Below are 16,551 nucleotides of genomic sequence, written 5' to 3' on the forward strand. Positions count from 1 at the left end.
CTTTAAATCCTTATTCCCTCATCTATTGTGCCAGTTATCAGGGAATAATTCAACGCACATGAAATAACCGCAGATGGAGATCTGCGGTTTTGTGACTCAAGCGGCCTAACCCACTTGATTTGATTTTTTATAAATATACATGCTTTGATCTTCACCGTATGCAAAATGAATGTCATGTCCGACGCGGTTCAGTGTCGGGATGAGCGTATTGTGATACTCTTCCTCTTTAATATCATTAAAATAAAGCCTGAGCGCTTCTGCACATTCGGAGTCTGTCAGAGATAAATCCTCAAAGCAGGCGCGGAGAAAGTTTTTGTTCAGGATGAAATATTCATGTACATCATAAAGAATATGGTCCAGATTAGACAAAGGATTCACTCCCTAAAAAGAATTACTCTAATTATGGACAACTTTTTGAAGTTTATACATTCTTCCCTTTTTTCCTTAAATTCACAATCGTCATTTCACTCCGCACCCCGAACCGCAGATTCCAGTGCGCCTGGCCGATTCCCTTTGAAATGTACAAAAAGCGGCCCTGCATGTTGTGGAGTCCCTGATAAATTCCGCGTTTAGCAAGCACCCCTTTATCAACAAACTTAAAAAACAGGGGAATATTAAATTGTTTTCCGTGAAGATGCCCGGACAGCATTAGATCAAAAGGTTTATTTACTTCTGCCAGGTCGTTCGGGTCATGGCACAAAACAATGCTCGGTTTCTTTGACGATACATTTGCAAAAGCTTTTTCCACACCATATTCGTCTTCCCTGTAAAAATCAAGGCCTATTAATGAAAAGTCCTCAAGCTCAATGGACTCATTAATCAGCACACTAACTCCCTTTTCCTCAAGCCACTCTCGGAGCAGGAGACTCAAATGAAATGTCCGGTAGTCATGGTTACCAAAAACCGCGTAGACAGGAATGTCCCGCTCCCTAAAGGCTGTGAGGTACGCCTCAAGGCGCGGAATGTAACGTTCCCGAGCCGTAAAATCACCGGTGATAAAAACATAATCAGGTTTTTCCCGCTTTAATATGTCCCTCATTTTTTCAGAAGGAATCCGGTTTCTTTCGATATGAATGTCCGACAAATGAAGGATTTTTTTATCAATCCCGAGCGGCACGTCCACTCTTTCAACCTTCAGCCACTTTGTCGGCACAATGAACAATAAATAAAACAACCCTGTGCATCCAGCAAGGAACCAAATGAATTCCGCCATACGATCCCCCATTTTTTCTATTTTCTACAGTTTACTAAATGTTGGCGGGATTTAGTAATAAAAACAGCCAAGTTCCATCAGGAACCCGGCTGCGGCATGTTAGTATACGTCGTATCCCTCATAAGACTCTGCCACATACACAGGCAGCTCCCACATTTCCTCCTGCCTGTCGAGATAATTCAGGACAAGCTGCTGGGCATGTCCTGATTTGAGTTGAAAGCTTTCCACACTGCCATGAATTTCGATTTGCTCTCTGTTTTGAAATTCAACCATTGTTTTGCTGCCCTTCAGAAAAGGCTTCTTGGCATACCGGTAGGAAATCCACATGCAGTCCTCATGGTCCGGGGACAGCGTCGGCAGCATGCAGATCCGGTAGCCCGGTGACAGGCAGATCGGGAGCATTTTCTTGCCGGGCAGTATCAGCTTTGCGGCATCCACCATTCCCTGATAAGAAGCACCTGCATGAACACAGCTGCGCTCCATAATGGCTTTTGGAGACATTTTGATCATTCTTTTTTTGTACAGCTCATGAACAATCGTCCAGCGTTCTCCTCTCTCAGAATAAATCGGCTTTAATACCATCGTTTCTCTCCAAACTGTATAGCTTTCTTCAGCAAGCACTCTCTCCACCTCTTTTTAATTTATCTAATATTTTCCACCCTCCTGTTTATCATACAAAATATCGCTTTAGTAGGTAATATTAACTATTAAAAATTTACTATATTAAAACAATCCTTTACAATCCAAACAAAAAGGCCTCAACTAGAGGCCTCATTCAAACTCCCACACAATCTTCCAATCTCCTTTTTCTTTTACCGCATACACGTTCTGCCTGACATCAAACGTGCCGAACTTGCTTTTAAACGTCTGTCTGACCTGGACAAGGCGCACCTCATTAAATACTGGGGCTCCCTTCGCCATCCTCCATCTCCTGACTTTCTTTTGCTTCTCGATCTCAAACGTAAACGTCGACACTCCGTAATGGCTCATATAAATATGAGAACGCTCCGTTACATAAGCATTTTTCGTGAACCGGTCCTTCATCAGAGGATGAAACAGCTCCCAGGCATCTCCGAAGTTGCCGCTCTGCTCCATCCTGTAAAAATCCTGAACTGCCTCCTTCGGCGATGAAGGAGAAAACAAGTGAAACACACCGTAGATCAACAACCCTGCCGCACACATAAGCAACAGGGGCATAACGGGCCATCGCCTTCGTCTTCGCATTGGGGACGTACCTCCTGTGGATGCTAAGACAAGTTTATGAAGGTGGGAGCGGAAAAAGAACTGGGGGGTCAGTCCCCACTCGCGTTAAAGCGAGTGGGGACTGACCCCCATTATTTTTCACGCTCTTCTTCAACAAATAACTGATAATTTTTATGTGCAGGTTCTTGAAAAAAGGAGTATGTTTTCGATGAATCAACGTGAGGGTTGCTGATGTGGTTAATATATGAGGAATAACTGCTCCATGGGTAATCATGCATAGCTTTGACCATGGAAGCTTCAAGCGGGTTACGGTGTATATACCTGCTTACTTCAAGAAAAGAATGTGTATTATTAATTAGTGATGATCCATATCTTCCTTGAAAAACATGTCCAGTCAGGTCCAGTCGGCGGTTAAGGTACATGGCGTAACGCATGTGAAGTGGTTTTATAATGTCCTGAATGTGATATGTGGTCGTTTCAATTTGAAGATGAATGTGGTTTGTCATTAGACAATAGGAGTGCAAAACGAAGGGGTAATTTTCTCGAACGTCTTCTAAAATTTTTAAATATTTTTGGTAATCCTGAGTGTTATGAAAAAGAATTGACCGCCGGTTCCCTCTCGCATAAATATGATAAGTGGCACCAGGATACCAGGTTCGTAATTTCCTAGGCATCGTTCATCGTTTTCCTCCCTCTAATAAATTCTTATCCAGCTCAATATCCAATATATTACTTTGATGGTTAGCCGTCAATAAGGAAAGCAGGGTCAGTCCCGCTTCACTTTAATGTATTAACGCAAGGCGGGACTGACCCCTATATCTTCCCTATCTCCGGCCAATGCAGCACAATCCCATTCTTCTCAAGCATAGATTGATAGCATCTCAGCAAATCTTCCTGCTCAAGAACCTCCTTAGGCGTCACGTTGTGATCAGCTGCAAATGCCGCAAGATAGCCTGCACTTTCACCGATATTCCACTCAACAGGATGAACCCTGAAGCATCCGTTTGTCAGATGGGTTGTGCCGATGTTTTTGCAGGCAGGAAGCAGGTTTTTGAGCCTGACAGGAATAAGCGAGCCAAGCGGAATTTCAAACGGAAAGCTTTCTGCGTAGAAAAAGGTATTGGTTTCAATGGTCGGATGCAGGTCGATCCGGTAACAGCCGATGCCAACGCTGTCTTTTACTTTTTTTATGGAGTCGCGCAGATTTGCATTGATATCTTCTTCGACTACTGTGTGAACCGCTTTGATCCGGCGGGATTCCCGGATGTACGGATATTTCGCAAATCCGTCATCCGTTCCAAGTACATCTCCTCTCATGCGAAGCCCCGGATACCCTTTGCCGCCATCCCGCCTTGGAGCCTCTGTCTGCAGCCAATATAAGAGCGAGTAGCCGAGCTGCTTGGACTGATACAGATGCTTTTCTTTCTCATCTGCGTCCACATCAATAATGGAACCGAGCCAATAGTCGTTTTGCGGCCAGTTAATGAGAGAAATATCGCCCTCATAAAGCCCTTGATAGAATGATTGATCCGCAATTCTCCGGTAATCCCACAGCCCCCATGAATCTTCGTGAGAGAACATCTTAAATTCCTTTGAGCTGCCTGTATGAGCATCCGGAATAAACCAGCTCAGCTGCTTATGCTTCAAAAAGGGAGCCTGATACTCCTTCCAGAATTCATACTGAGGCGGCTTTTCGATGGTGAAATCCTCCCCCTCAATATGCTCGAGAGCAAAGACAAACGTAAAGGACTGCATATCCTGCGGACGGCTCACTTCACCTGCATGCTCCTCACCGGTTTCTGCGCGTGATTCCGCCCCGGTTACGTACTCAGCACCTGTCAGGGGGAGCAAATCTCCGCATTCTGTTGCATCAATGAAAAAAGGCCCCTTTAACAAAATACGTTCACCCGTTCCGGTCTTTTCGACCGTCACAGACTGAATCACATCGTTTTCAACCTCTGCACCAACAGGAACAGCTGAAAAGATAACCGAAATACGTCCGCTGTTCACATAAGGTGAAAGCATCTCGTTCAGAATGCTCAAAGCCACCTTTGGCTGATGCGACAGCCTGCTGACCCAGGCATTACCTGGATTAAAGACTGGATTATCTTTTTCCTCCTGCTTCAATGGATAGTTTTTGCGGTAATACTCCCGTACCCGGTTTCGGAACTCCCTGTAGGTTTGCGTGCAGCCAAACTGTTCAATCCACGGGTGCTCATCCGGAGGAACTGCCTGACTTGTAAGCTGGCCCCCAAGCCAGTCTGTTTCTTCCGTTAAAATGACCTTCTTGCCTGATTTGGCTGCAGAGTATGCGGCAAGCGTTCCTCCGAGGCCACCGCCAATAATGATGATATCCGCCTTCATTTCCGTCATGGCTGTTTCCCCCTATGTAAAGATGTCCTCCCGCATACTGGGGAGGACCTTTCCATTATTGAGCCAGGTACCTTCTGGCATCATCAAGCTGCTTTTCAATCTGAGTTTTTACATTTGGATCAGCTTGCTTTTTGACTGTGTTTAAAAGCTTTTCAGCTTGATCAATATGTTTCAGCGCTTGTTCTTTCTTTGATTTCTCTAATTTAGCCCGCGCCTGCTTCAGCTGTACCTCAATGATTTTCGATAGCTGTGGGTTAAGTCCTTTTTTCGCAACGTAGATTTCATTCATTTTGCGCGAAAGCTCCTCTAACGCGACGGTTGCTGATTGAACCGGATTTCTGTGCGGCACAATCGCGCTGGTCCGCTGCGGTCCAAGAGCAAGGGCATGGAAATGCTGATCCTGAAGCGTATGGTAAGCAAACTGAACCTGCCCTGCTGCTCCTGTATTGCCTATTGCGTCTGCCTGACTGACGAGAAGCTCATCGTCAAACCCTACAAACGGGGCAAGTCCAATGTAGGATAAAACAGGATATGTCATGCGCTCAATGAATTCACGGGATGTCCGCTCCACATAGTTTGTATCCACTGAATAGACCATAGGTGTGATAAAGTCCAGCTGTCCTTCGTTTACCCACTCCACCCAGTTTTGGAATTTCGCATCAATGGCATCTGATACTTCCGGGAAAACGGCAGTAGAAAGATCGACTTGTTTGCCGTTCATTTCACCGCGAATCCGCTCAACAAAGGTGGAAATCTGTCTTTCTCTCCATTTGTTCCACTTTTCCCAGTTTTCCGGATCACTTGCAGGCGTTATCTCGAGCGGGTCAACACCTGCTTCTTTCTTAAATTCACTCCGTGTATAGTCATCATAGCTGAAGCCAACATCGTACGGCTGGCTGACAGGATAGCGGATATAGTCTAAATGCAGACCTTCTACCTCATATTCATCCGTCATTTCGTTAAAAACATCTGATAAAAAGTCGCGTGCTTCAGGATGTGCGGGATTAAGCCAGTAGTAGCCAACCTCTTTTTTGGAAGGCAGATCGCCCTGACGGTCAACGGCCGCCCATTCCGGGTGTTTTTTTAAAACAGGGCCAGGCGGATTGAGAGATTCGTGTCCAACAAAGAAAGTATGAACCCATGCGTGCACTTCAATATTGCGCTTTTTAGCCTCTTCGACAAATACAGTTAACGGATCCCAGCCCTTAAACTGCGGATTTTGTTCTGCTTTTGTGCTTGGATAGATCGTATAGCCGTGGAAGTACGTTTCTAGAAAAAGAAGGTTATAGTTTGCAGCTTCCAGACGATCAAGCGTATTAATAATCTCCTCGCGGTTCTTTTCAACAGGGCGGTGCCAAACTCCCCGGGCATCTACTTTTTTAGATTCTACACTATAAAAATAAGCTTCTTTTGAAAGAAGGGCGGCCCGTTCGGAAAGCTCCATCGTGCTCTCCCAGTTCTCATCTGCAAAAGCACTTCTCGCTTCCTCAATCACTTCTTCCGCCTCAGCAATTTTAGCTTCAGCATCCGCTTCCGGAATATCAAGGAATTGTTCTTTTGCAGAGGCAAGTGAAGCTTTTGCTTTGTTCAGTACCAGCTCAGCTGCGTTGATATAGGCACTCGCATCAATGACAGCCGTTACAGTCTTATTTTCCTCATTGAATGTCACTTTTGCTCCAACCTGTGTATACTTCAGCAGCCAGTCCTTCCCCTTTCCGTGTCCTGAAAGCACAAAGCCATCATCCGGAATCGGCGAGTTGCTTCCGGACATTTCAACAACGATGCCATTTCGGACAATGACTTCAGCACCGTACTGATTGGTTCCGGTCGTGTCATAGCCGTAATCCTTTGTATAAACGATCAGCTCATCTGCTCCGCGTCCGCCCGGAAATTCAAACGGTGCCTGCGGATTCAGCTTGTTAAAGGAAGTTGTCGATTCTTTTCTCGGCTCTGAAATCACGTCATAGAGGATCTCAGTCCGTTCACCCAGCTTCACATTGGCTAAAAGCCACGTGCGGGCTTCACCGTGACCAGATAGAACATATCCGTCTGCAGGAATCTCTGCATCTGCTCCTTTTCCTGCATCCCGGACTTCTGTCACCACATCATTTTTAACAATAATCTCAATACCCCACTGATTGTTTTTAGTAGAGGCCCCAAACTCCGGTGTATAAACAATCAGCTGATTGGCCTCGCGGATTTTGTTAAACCCGCTGATTTGGTAGGTCTGTCCATTCTGCGCCTTAATCAGATTTTCCTTAAATGCTGCCTGCGGCTGTAAACTTGGGTAGTATGAAAGAACAAATGCAGCAATCACAGCAAAAACAATCCACGTTTTAACCCGTTTGCTCATGAAAAATTTCTCCCCTTCTCACCTTTGATAAAGAACATCCCCATTGTTCTTTTTTCGTTCAGCTTCCCCCGCTCACCTCCTCAAAGTAAACCCGATCTCAAACGTCCGATTCCAAGGCAAATGAATGTCCTCTACATCAAAATCAAAACCGGTTTCTTCTTTAAAACTTTCCACTTCCTTTAAAAACTCAGCGCTGACAAGCTTCACAAGCTCCTTTTGATTCGCGTTATCTTCATCAATCTGCTTTCTCACGGCCTGCCTCACAACCGTTTGATACAGATAATCCTCAGTTGCTCTCGCCAAGAGCTGCTCCTGGTGCTTCCTTTCTGTATGAAGCCCTTTCTTCACAGCTAAATGCCGCAGACAAGCCTGTGATACAACCGTTCCCAGAGTGTTCCCCGCTGTATTCCATGCGCCAAATCCCGCAAGCTCCAGCAGATTGACCTGTTCCAAAAGCGGCTTCATCATCGCCGGATCTGCTCCATTTGCATAGGCAAGGTCCGCGACAGCAACCGGTTTGGTAGGGAGATAGTAATTTAATCGTGCAATCCACTCTCCCACATTCCGGTCAGCTGTATGAACGCCTCCAAGATGTTTCTGCAGCGCAAGATCTCCCTGCGCTTTTCCAGGAACATTTACAGCGAGCAAGATATCGGCTTCAGCTGCCGAATCAACCGTATGGCTGCCGGCTGCAAAAATCTGGCCTTTTACAGACTCTGCGATCGGCCTGTCTTCATACATGGCATGAAGAAGAGCACCCTTCTCACCGCTGTAAAACTGGTAAAAGAGAGGCTGGGTTTCGTTTTCAAGCTGATAAATCATCCTCGTTGCAAGCGTTGAGGCCACCTCGTCGGCTCCAGGATAAATGAGCACCCTCGAAGATAATCCACGCTCCAGCACTTCACCTGCAAGCACTTCCTGTTCTCTGATATTAAAGCCATATTCGGCTGTATCATCCTGGGGGAAAACAAGGAAATCGAGAATCTCATCCTCCACATAATTAAGCAGCTGCAGATTGATCTTGAAATTCCTCTCTCTTGTTTCGGTATAATCCGACAAAATTCCCCGGGGAATATGAAGCTGATCCACAATCTTTTTAGAGCTCCCATCCCCTGTCTTTTCATAGCGGTGACTGTGGTACGAATAAGCCCAAAGCTCTTCCCCGTACTGATTCCAATACTCTTTTTCTTCCTCATTCACATAGTTGTTGGAAATTCTCATCGTGGAGCTGAACGCATACAGCGATTTATCTGGATACCGAGCTTTTATGTCTTTCAAAAGCTGGAGTCTAAGCGTCAGCTCTTCTATCGAAGCAGCACTGACCCTTGAAGGAACAAGTCCTCCATATAGCAGCATATCGATGGAAAGAATAAACCCGTCTACTTCACCCGCTGTCTGAAGCAGCCACTTCCTATGATCTTCAATCTTCCCGGGCTCTTTTAAAAATCCCAGGGATTCTTTGTCCGGCGCAATGATCTCCCATCCTCCAATCTGCGCAAGATGGATAGGCAAATCCCTTGTCACGGGACGCGCATCAACAGGTAATAAAGCCAGTTTACAGTTCACACTCTCACCTCATTTGAAAAGGGAGATGATCATCCACCTCCCCTTTTTTTATCCTTTCACAGCACCTTTCATGGCGCCGTCAATAAAGTACTTCTGCATCGCTACAAAGAAGAGAATAATCGGCAAGATCGAAATGATGGAACCTGCGGCAATGAGCCTCCAGTTGCTTGAAAAACTTCCTGCAAGCATGTTCACTCCAAGCGGCAGTGTGTACATGTTCTGATCATTAGTGATGATCAGCGGCCACAGGAAATCTCCCCATGCCATGACAAAAATAAAGATGGCAAGCGTCACGACAGAAGGCTTCACAAGCGGCATAAGGATCTTCCACCAAATCTGAAACGCATTCGCCCCGTCCATTCTCGCCGATTCATCCAGCTCATACGGAATCGTTAAAAAGGCCTGCCTCATGAGGAAAATACCGAACGCTGTTGTCGCATGAGGAAGAACGAGACCGGCATACGTGTTCTGCAGTCCAAGATCAAGGGACAGCAGATAGATCGGGATCATGAGCAGCTGAAACGGAATCATCATCGTACTGATGATCAGCAGGAAAACAAGGTTTTTCCCTCTGAAGTTCATCCGGGCAAGCGGATAGGCAGCAAGCGAGCACAGCACAATGTTTAACAGAACCGTCAGCACTGATACGATGACGCTGTTCCCCAAATACCGCCAAAACGGGAAGGTGTCCATCACCTGCGTGTAGTTGCTGAGCGTTGGGTTTTCCGGAATGAACTGCGGCGGATAGGCAAAAATATTTTCACTGCCCGATTTTAAAGATGTTGCAAGCAGCCAAAGAAACGGACCGACTGTCAGAAAAGTGACGAAGATCAGCAGGGCATACGTTAATGTCAGCCGGACAATCTTTTTCACATTCCATTTTTTCTTCATGTTTACTTTCACCCCGACTGCACTTGGTTGATTTCTCTGAAGTTCCATTGCCTCACCCCCTCATCGCCGTTTCGCGTTTATTCATAAACTTGATATTCAAGATTGAAAAGATAAGTGTAATCAGGAATAAAATGACTCCCCCGGCACTCGCATATCCCATCTTCAAATTCTCAAAAGCTTCCTGGTAAATATAGAAAACAAGCGTTTTTGTACTGTTCAGCGGTCCGCCGCCTGTCATGACATAAATCTCTTCAAACACCTTCATCGCTGAAATGGATGACATTATCGTCACGATCATAATGGACGGCATCAAAAGCGGAATCGTAATATGGATAATCTGCTTCCACTTGCTTGCACCGTCGATGTCGGCCGCCTCATAGAGATCTCCCGGAATGGCCTGCAGTCCTGCCAAATAAATAACCATATAATAGCCAAGGCCCTTCCAGACTGTTACAGCCATCACAGCAAATATTGAGGTTGAAGTTGATGTAAGCCAGTGCACAGGCTCTCCGATAATCCCAAGCGATTCAAGAAAATAATTCAGCACGCCTTGATCTGCGTACACCCATTTCCATGTAATCCCGACAACAACCATCGATGTAACAACAGGTATGTAATAGGCGGACCTGAAAAAAGCGATTCCCCTGATTTGCTGGTTCACAAGAATGGCAATAAAGATGGGGAGAATGACAAGTGCAGGAACCACTATGACCAGGTAAAGCAGCGTCTGCCCGAGCACCTTCCAAAAAAGATCATCTTCAAACAAATTCTGATAATTTTCCGTTCCGATAAATTCCGCCTCTGTCACCATGTTGTAGTTGGTGAAGCTGAGCCAGATCGCCTGCAGCATCGGATAAAAAATGAATGCCCCAAGAATGATGCAGCCCGGCAGCAGGAACAGATACGGTGTTATTTTACCTTGCTTCATCGCCCGCTCACCCCGCTTTTTAATGAATGGAAAACAAGCTGTGCCGCGCCGATCATTCCCGCCTGGTTTCCAAGAACGGCGGGAATCACCCTGACACCTTCCACCCGTTTCAGTAATCGATTCCACCAGTGCTCCTTGGACTCAATCATTCCTCCGCCTATGATCACGGCATCAGGATCAATGCCAAGGCCAATATTTTCAATAAAAATCCCCAAATGCTCCATATATTCTTCAACAACCGGAACCACTTCCGGATCGCCGCCCGCATACAAATCAAACACAGCTGATCCCCGAACCTGCTTCCAGCTGGTGCGTTCACTGATTATGGTGTTCAGAGCCGTTCCTGACAGGTACTGCTCTGCACAGCCTCTCCGTCCGCAATTGCATGGACGTCCATTTGGAACAAGGACAACATGTCCCCACTCGCCGCTCTGGTGGTGAGCACCAGAAAGCACGTTTCCCCGTATTCGGTTTGCCCCGCCAACACCCGTGCCAAGGGTCAGCATCACCAAGTCTTCCTCCTCATAATGCTGAGCCTCTCCCCACAGAGCAGCATTTGCATCATTAACGGCAAAGACCGGCAGCTTATACATAGCCTCAAAAAACGTTTTCAGATTGAATCCCTGCCACCCTGGGAGGTTTGCCGTTGCAAAAACAACCTCTCCCGTCTGTTCATTGATTCTGCCGGCTGATCCAATCCCAATTCCCATCACTTTGTCTGTTCCTGTGAGGAGGGAATCAATGACGAACGCAGCCGCAGACAGGATTCCATCCCTACCCTCTTTAACAGGTGTTGCGGTTTCAAACCGATTTACCATCACACCATGTTCATCCGTTATACAACCTTTTATTTTCGTCCCGCCAATATCAAGTCCTATCGCGTACACCTCTGCCATCCCCCCGGAAAACATGCGTCAGTAGATTTTCTTTACAACGGCCTGCGCCGTTTTTTCTTTCATGAGCAGAGACGCAGATTTGTTTCGTAATGCAAGTCCTGTGCACAGTAAATCAATCACAAAAAGCTGGGAAATCTTTGCCCCAAGCGATCCGCCTTCAAGCGGTGATTCTTTCCCGCCGCTGATGAGCACGCAGTCTGCAAGCCTTGTAATCGGCGAACGGGCGTAATACGTCACCGCAATCACTTTCGCTCCGTTATCGCTAGCAATCTTAAGCGATTCCAGCGTATCCTTCGTGCTTCCTGACACACTCAGTCCAATGACAAGGTCTTCTTCTGTCAATGTCGCTGCCGTCATCGCCTGAATATGCGGATCAATAATGGCGTCCGTCCGTCTGCCGATCCGCAAAAAGCGGTTTTTCGCATCCTGAGCGGTAAGCCCTGAAGTGCCAACTCCGAAAAAATGAACCGATTTTGCTTCAGATAAAAGAACGAGTGCTTCTTCCAGCTTTTTTTCGTCAAGCAGCTGAACCGTTTCATCAATCACCTGCTTTGTATGAGCTGCAATGGATGTTATCAGTCCGTTCGGCTGCTCGCCGCTGTCTTCCTCCTGCTCCTGCTGGGATAAATCCTTCGCAATCGCAAGCTTAAACTCCTGATATCCTTTGGTTCCGATTTTCCGGCAGAACCTGAGAACCGTCGTGTCGCCGACCTCAGCCGCATCCGCCAGATCCGTTACCGAGAAATACAGAATTTGATCCATGTGTTCAAGTACATAGACAGCCACTTTCTGCTCTGACTTTGTTAAAGAGGGGTAATAGCTGTTAATGAGACCAGCTAGCTTCCCTTTTGATGTAAATGTTTCCGTCAATTCGATCTCCTCTTTCCAGTAAACCGTCAGTAAAAGTTTTTGTAATCAGCTGCGGCCTTGTAATGGCAGAGCCCACAACGACAGCATGGGCGCCGGCTGCAAGAGCCCTTGCCGCATCCTTCGGTGTTCCGATCCTACCTTCTGCAATCACCGGAACTTTCACGCTTTGTGCAGTTTCTTGTATTAATGTAAAATCAGGACCCGTTTCCTGTCTTGAATAGGAGGTATAACCCGAGAGCGTCGTCGAAACGCAGTCACACCCGATTTTCTCAGCGTAAAGAGCCTCTTCAAGCGTAGAAATATCCGCCATGACAAGCACATGGTGCTGATGGATATAAGATACAAGCCCTTCCAGTGTCTCACCCGACGGACGTTTTCTATTTGTTGCATCCAGTGCAATCATCTCAACTCCTGCAGCAATCAGCTCATCCGCTTCACGTTTTGTGGCGGTAATGTAGATTTCGCTGTCCCCATAATCCCGTTTGACAATGCCAATCACCGGCAAATCGATTTCCTGTTTAATCGCTAGAATATCTTCTTTGCTGTTGGCCCTGATGGCAGCTGCGCCGCCTTCTTTCGCCGCCTTCGCCATCTTTGCCATAATAGCCGGCCCGTGCAGCGGCTCTTCTTTTAGCGCCTGACAAGAAACGATCAACTTTCCCTTTATCTGACTGAATAGATTCTCCATCCTGTGCTCCCCGTAACTTTGACATGAACCCGTTTGTGGAAAAAAGAAGGGAGTTTCCCCCCTTCCCTGCTTTATTGACTTAAGATTTCATTCCATTTATCTTCTGCCTGCTTGAGAGCATCATCAACTGACATTTCTCCAAGCATCGCAGCCTGCATCGCTTCATTCATGGCATTTTTCAGTTCATCGTAGCCCTTCATTGGCGGAACAAGCACTTCGCTTTCTTTCAGCTGCTCAGCTGAAACGATGCGCGCCTCATCAATCGGAGTCGCATTTTCAGGAAGCTCTGTGAAATAAGGGTCCTCAAGAGCTGACTCAACGGACGGCAGGATTGTTGTCAATTTATCAAACTCAATTTGGTTCTCAGCATTCGTCAGGAAAACAGAGAATTTAACAGCCGCATCCTGATGCTCGCTTTGCTTTGGCACCACAAGGTTCATAGCCGCTACGTTCTTCTTGTTCGTTTCACCGGTAATCGATACAGCCGTCTTTGTCGCTGCAAGCACATCCGGCGCATTTTCTTTCACTGTGTTCAGGAACTGCGGACCGCTCGCAAGAATGGCAAGCTGGCCTGCCTGATACATATCAATCGCTTTTCCATGGCCTTCTGTCAGCACTTCACGCGGGATTAAGTCCGCTTTGTACAAATCAACATAGTATTGGAATGCTGCTTTTCCATCAGGTGTATTGAATGCAGCCTTTGTCATCTCTTCATTTGTCAGGTCGACGCCCTTCATCACCATCGTTTCAAGAAGGTGGCTTCCGTCAAACGGAGGGAAGAATGCATATTTACCCGTCTTTTCTTTAATCGTTTTAGACACTTCTGCAAGCTCTTCGAACGTTGCAGGCGGCTTATTCGGATCAAGCCCTGCCTCTTCAAAAATCTTCGTATTGTACATCGTTACCTGTGAAGAAAGGTACCACGGAATGCCGAACGTTTTTCCGTCAAACGTGTTGGACTTCCATACACCTTCAAAATACTGGCTCTTCACATCATCCGCGACCGCCTCATCCATATCGACGAGCGCGTCAAGCTCAGCAAGCTTTGCCGCGAACTGCGGGTTCAGGTTTGCCACATCAGGAGCCGTTTTAGAGGCTACAGATGCAAGAATCTTTTTCTCCATGTCTCCCCACGGAACATCCACCCACTTGACCTTAATGTTTTCATTCTCTTTTTCAAAATCAGCAATGACGCCGTTAATATAGTCATCAAATGTCGGAGACAGCTGCATCGTCCAGAATTCAATCTCAATAGGTCCATCTGATTTTTTATCATCTGAGCTTGTTTTCTCTGTGCCGCCGCTGCAGGCTGCTGCAAACATCAGCATAAATACGGTCAATCCAAGAATAAGTAAACGCAAGCTTTTCTTCACCTTTTCATCCCCCTTGATTGGCAAAAAATAATAACGCTTCTTCTAAGTGATCCTTCCAGAAAGTCCATACGTGATCTTCGTCTTTTTCTATGTACGACAACTGAGCCTCTTTTTCAGTCCATGCCTTTCGCATAAGGCGATTGCGCGTCAGAATCCATAAGCGCTGATGGCTGATCGGAGAGACAAAGTCATCCTCCTTCAAACCAACAAGCTGATGAACATGGAGATTGCTCTGCTTGCCAAGCGCGTGTACCTCCTCCAAATGAACAGGAGAAAATGCGGCAGACTGCAGCAGCAAATGCGTCCAGATCTTAGAATCCCTAAGGAAAATGGAAACACTGACCGCTCCACCAAGAGAATCACCAAGCATCCCATGCTTCACCGCACGCTTACCGCTAAGCACTTGCTCAGCAACAAACGGCATCAGCTCCTCCAGAAAAAACGACACATATTGTTCGTGTGTCTCTCCATTCGGATGATAGCAAGCGTACCTCTGCATGGAATCACCCGGCGGAACAAGCACAATCAGCAGCGGCTTCCCCATGAGCCCGCCAAGCTTCTGCTCGAGCTCCCCAATCTCCAGATAATCCAGCCCATCCTGCACATACAGAACGTAAACGCTCTCATTTCGCTCAAAGGCCTGATTCGCAAGCAAATAAAACGGCAGCTCCCTTTGCAGACATCGACTGAAAAAATCAATTTCTCGAAGTTTAAAAGACACATCGAACTTCCTCTCACCCCTGAATCATAGACAACCGCCTATTGATAAGAAGTATAACACCAATTCTGAATTGTGTGAATATTTTCTTCAAAAATTTTTTAGTTGGTGGAGAATTGCTCCAGAAAAGATTCTGCCGCGCTCCGGTAAAAAGGGGTCAGTCCCGCTTCGCATTAACGTGTTAATGCAACGCGGGACTGACCCCCTTTTTATTAAAACCCTTCACCGCCCGGGACTTCTTCAGCTCCTTCTGATTCAGAATCTGCCGGCTCAGCAGGTTCCGGATTTTCTTCGGAAGGTTCTTCTTCAAAAGGTACTTCTTCTACCGGCGGCTCTTCATAGTATCCATCCGGATATTCGGGATCTTCTTCTATATATTCGTCTTCGGCTGCAGGCATGTCTTCAGCCGGTTCATCCCACATATCTTCACTGTATTCATCTGCGGGGACATCTTCATATTCTTCAATGTACTCATCATCCGAATAATCCTCATCATAGTATGGATCTTCAGGTGTTTCGGATTCATATTCATCGTAGTATTCATCTTCAGGAGTTCCGGAATCCTCAAACTCCTCGCTGTATTCTCCGCCATCAAAATAGTACTCGTTATCATATAGATCCTGATAAAAATACAGTCCGTCCACTGTATAGAACAGCGCGGCAACTTCCTCTGCCGTCATCGGCTGATTGACCCAGTCTGTGATTTGGTTCATTACTTTATAGATTGGAATACTGAAGCCGATATTGACCTCCTGGTTATCGCGTGCAGAGTTAATCGCGATGGCCTTTTCAGTATTTTTATCAAGGAGAGGCCCTCCGCTGCTGCCTGGAGCAATAGGAGCTGAAATCTGATAAATCCCCTCGTATTCATGAGGAGGAATGTAGAATGTCCGGCCCACCCCGCTGATATTACCCAGGGTCGCGGTGTTTTCATAGCCTTTTGGACTTCCAAGCGCAATCACTTCGTCCCCTAACTTAGAAGGTTCTCCAAGCTCCAGTTCCAGCGGCTCCTGACCGGAAAGCCCAGCCACTCTAATTACCGCAATATCCACTTCATTGCTGTAGCCAATGACCGAACCCGTCAGTTCCTCCCCCTGGCTGCTTCGGACTGTGACATCCAGACTGCCTTCAACAACATGCGCATTTGTCAAAATGTCACCTGATCCATTAATCAAAAAGCCGGATCCCTGGCTGTAATCACTGAAAATCGTGAACACCTTTGGCTGTGCATCCTGGATGATCTCCGATACTTCTTTCGGGGCTTTTTCCACTTCCGCTGCTGCCGGCACCGCCTCCGGTTTCTTAACCGGATCCTTTTTCACTTGGGATTCAGGCGGCTGCTCCCTGATCGTTTTTTCTGCCGCCGCCATTTTCTCCACCGGCTTTTGTTCCGTTAATTCCAGCCCTAAATATCCGATGACCCCAACACAAATGAGCAGCATCGTGATGGTTAAAGCCCACAATCCCCTGCCTGCCTTC

Annotated in this window: 16 protein-coding genes; all 16 read right to left on the reverse strand. The window is 46.7% G+C overall.

Annotated features, from left to right (window positions below; all coding sequences use genetic code 11):
• Positions 1-105: 105 nt before the first annotated feature.
• The 16 genes from AZ46_RS16965 to AZ46_RS17040 all read right to left on the reverse strand — a co-directional run bounded on the left by AZ46_RS16965 (position 106) and on the right by AZ46_RS17040 (position 16,535).
• Positions 106-369, reverse strand: coding sequence for a hypothetical protein (locus AZ46_RS16965; protein ID WP_029284809.1), 264 nt, complete (start codon positions 367-369; stop codon positions 106-108).
• Positions 370-421: 52 nt separating this feature from the next.
• Positions 422-1,213 carry a metallophosphoesterase gene (locus tag AZ46_RS16970; protein ID WP_051865646.1) on the reverse strand — a complete coding sequence of 264 codons (792 nt, stop codon included), beginning with the start codon at positions 1,211-1,213 and terminating at the stop codon, positions 422-424.
• Positions 1,214-1,312: 99 nt separating this feature from the next.
• Positions 1,313-1,834 (reverse strand): competence protein ComK, encoded by a 522-nt coding sequence (locus AZ46_RS16975; protein ID WP_029284813.1) that lies wholly within the window; start codon positions 1,832-1,834, stop codon positions 1,313-1,315.
• A gap of 150 nt (positions 1,835-1,984) precedes the next feature.
• Entirely contained in the window at positions 1,985-2,437 is a 453-nt protein-coding gene (locus tag AZ46_RS16980; RefSeq protein ID WP_152554766.1) for a hypothetical protein, read from the reverse strand.
• 110 nt (positions 2,438-2,547) lie between these two features.
• On the reverse strand, positions 2,548-3,090 hold the full coding sequence (locus AZ46_RS16985) for a transposase (RefSeq protein ID WP_029284816.1): 543 nt from the start codon (positions 3,088-3,090) through the stop codon (positions 2,548-2,550).
• 139 nt (positions 3,091-3,229) lie between these two features.
• Positions 3,230-4,789: an FAD-dependent oxidoreductase gene (locus tag AZ46_RS16990; RefSeq protein WP_029284818.1), complete on the reverse strand. Its 1,560-nt coding sequence runs from the start codon at positions 4,787-4,789 to the stop codon at positions 3,230-3,232.
• 55 nt (positions 4,790-4,844) lie between these two features.
• A complete protein-coding gene (locus tag AZ46_RS16995; protein WP_029284820.1) occupies positions 4,845-7,142 on the reverse strand; it encodes a glycoside hydrolase family 10 protein in 2,298 nt (765 codons plus the stop codon).
• Between the two features lie 72 nt (positions 7,143-7,214).
• On the reverse strand, positions 7,215-8,708 hold the full coding sequence (locus AZ46_RS17000; protein ID WP_029284822.1) for a DUF4127 family protein: 1,494 nt from the start codon (positions 8,706-8,708) through the stop codon (positions 7,215-7,217).
• A 48-nt stretch (positions 8,709-8,756) separates the two neighbouring features.
• Complete coding sequence (locus AZ46_RS17005) at positions 8,757-9,647, reverse strand: carbohydrate ABC transporter permease (protein WP_235728231.1); 891 nt, start codon at positions 9,645-9,647, stop codon at positions 8,757-8,759.
• 4 nt (positions 9,648-9,651) lie between these two features.
• Complete coding sequence (locus AZ46_RS17010; protein ID WP_029284826.1) at positions 9,652-10,527, reverse strand: carbohydrate ABC transporter permease; 876 nt, start codon at positions 10,525-10,527, stop codon at positions 9,652-9,654.
• Positions 10,524-11,414: an ROK family protein gene (locus AZ46_RS17015; RefSeq protein WP_051865649.1), complete on the reverse strand. Its 891-nt coding sequence runs from the start codon at positions 11,412-11,414 to the stop codon at positions 10,524-10,526. Before AZ46_RS17015 ends, AZ46_RS17010 begins: the two co-directional genes overlap by 4 nt.
• A gap of 27 nt (positions 11,415-11,441) precedes the next feature.
• Positions 11,442-12,293, reverse strand: a complete 852-nt coding sequence (locus AZ46_RS17020) for a MurR/RpiR family transcriptional regulator (RefSeq protein WP_035319428.1) — start codon at positions 12,291-12,293, stop codon at positions 11,442-11,444.
• Positions 12,247-12,981 (reverse strand): N-acetylmannosamine-6-phosphate 2-epimerase, encoded by a 735-nt coding sequence (locus tag AZ46_RS17025; protein WP_051865651.1) that lies wholly within the window; start codon positions 12,979-12,981, stop codon positions 12,247-12,249. The genes AZ46_RS17020 and AZ46_RS17025 overlap by 47 nt, the downstream gene beginning before the upstream one ends.
• A 71-nt stretch (positions 12,982-13,052) precedes the next feature.
• Positions 13,053-14,354, reverse strand: coding sequence for an ABC transporter substrate-binding protein (locus tag AZ46_RS17030; protein ID WP_235728232.1), 1,302 nt, complete (start codon positions 14,352-14,354; stop codon positions 13,053-13,055).
• A gap of 4 nt (positions 14,355-14,358) precedes the next feature.
• Positions 14,359-15,075, reverse strand: a complete 717-nt coding sequence (locus tag AZ46_RS17035) for an alpha/beta hydrolase (protein ID WP_029284836.1) — start codon at positions 15,073-15,075, stop codon at positions 14,359-14,361.
• A 209-nt stretch (positions 15,076-15,284) separates the two neighbouring features.
• Complete coding sequence (locus tag AZ46_RS17040; RefSeq protein ID WP_235728233.1) at positions 15,285-16,535, reverse strand: S1C family serine protease; 1,251 nt, start codon at positions 16,533-16,535, stop codon at positions 15,285-15,287.
• Positions 16,536-16,551: the final 16 nt, after the last annotated feature.

This window comes from Metabacillus indicus LMG 22858, assembly GCF_000708755.2.
Taxonomy (GTDB): Bacteria; Bacillota; Bacilli; order Bacillales; family Bacillaceae; genus Bacillus_P; species Bacillus_P indicus.

Bases quoted from the DNA above. Each gene is read 5' to 3' on its own strand.
- AZ46_RS16970 (WP_051865646.1), bottom strand. From the start codon at position 1,213: ATGGCGGAATTCATTTGGTTCCTTGCTGGATGCACAGGGTTGTTTTAT.
- AZ46_RS16980 (WP_152554766.1), bottom strand. From the start codon at position 2,437: ATGCGAAGACGAAGGCGATGGCCCGTTATGCCCCTGTTGCTTATGTGT.
- AZ46_RS16985 (WP_029284816.1), bottom strand. From the start codon at position 3,090: ATGCCTAGGAAATTACGAACCTGGTATCCTGGTGCCACTTATCATATT.
- AZ46_RS16990 (WP_029284818.1), bottom strand. From the start codon at position 4,789: ATGACGGAAATGAAGGCGGATATCATCATTATTGGCGGTGGCCTCGGA.
- AZ46_RS16995 (WP_029284820.1), bottom strand. From the start codon at position 7,142: ATGAGCAAACGGGTTAAAACGTGGATTGTTTTTGCTGTGATTGCTGCA.
- AZ46_RS17005 (WP_235728231.1), bottom strand. From the start codon at position 9,647: ATGGAACTTCAGAGAAATCAACCAAGTGCAGTCGGGGTGAAAGTAAAC.
- AZ46_RS17010 (WP_029284826.1), bottom strand. From the start codon at position 10,527: ATGAAGCAAGGTAAAATAACACCGTATCTGTTCCTGCTGCCGGGCTGC.
- AZ46_RS17025 (WP_051865651.1), bottom strand. From the start codon at position 12,981: ATGGAGAATCTATTCAGTCAGATAAAGGGAAAGTTGATCGTTTCTTGT.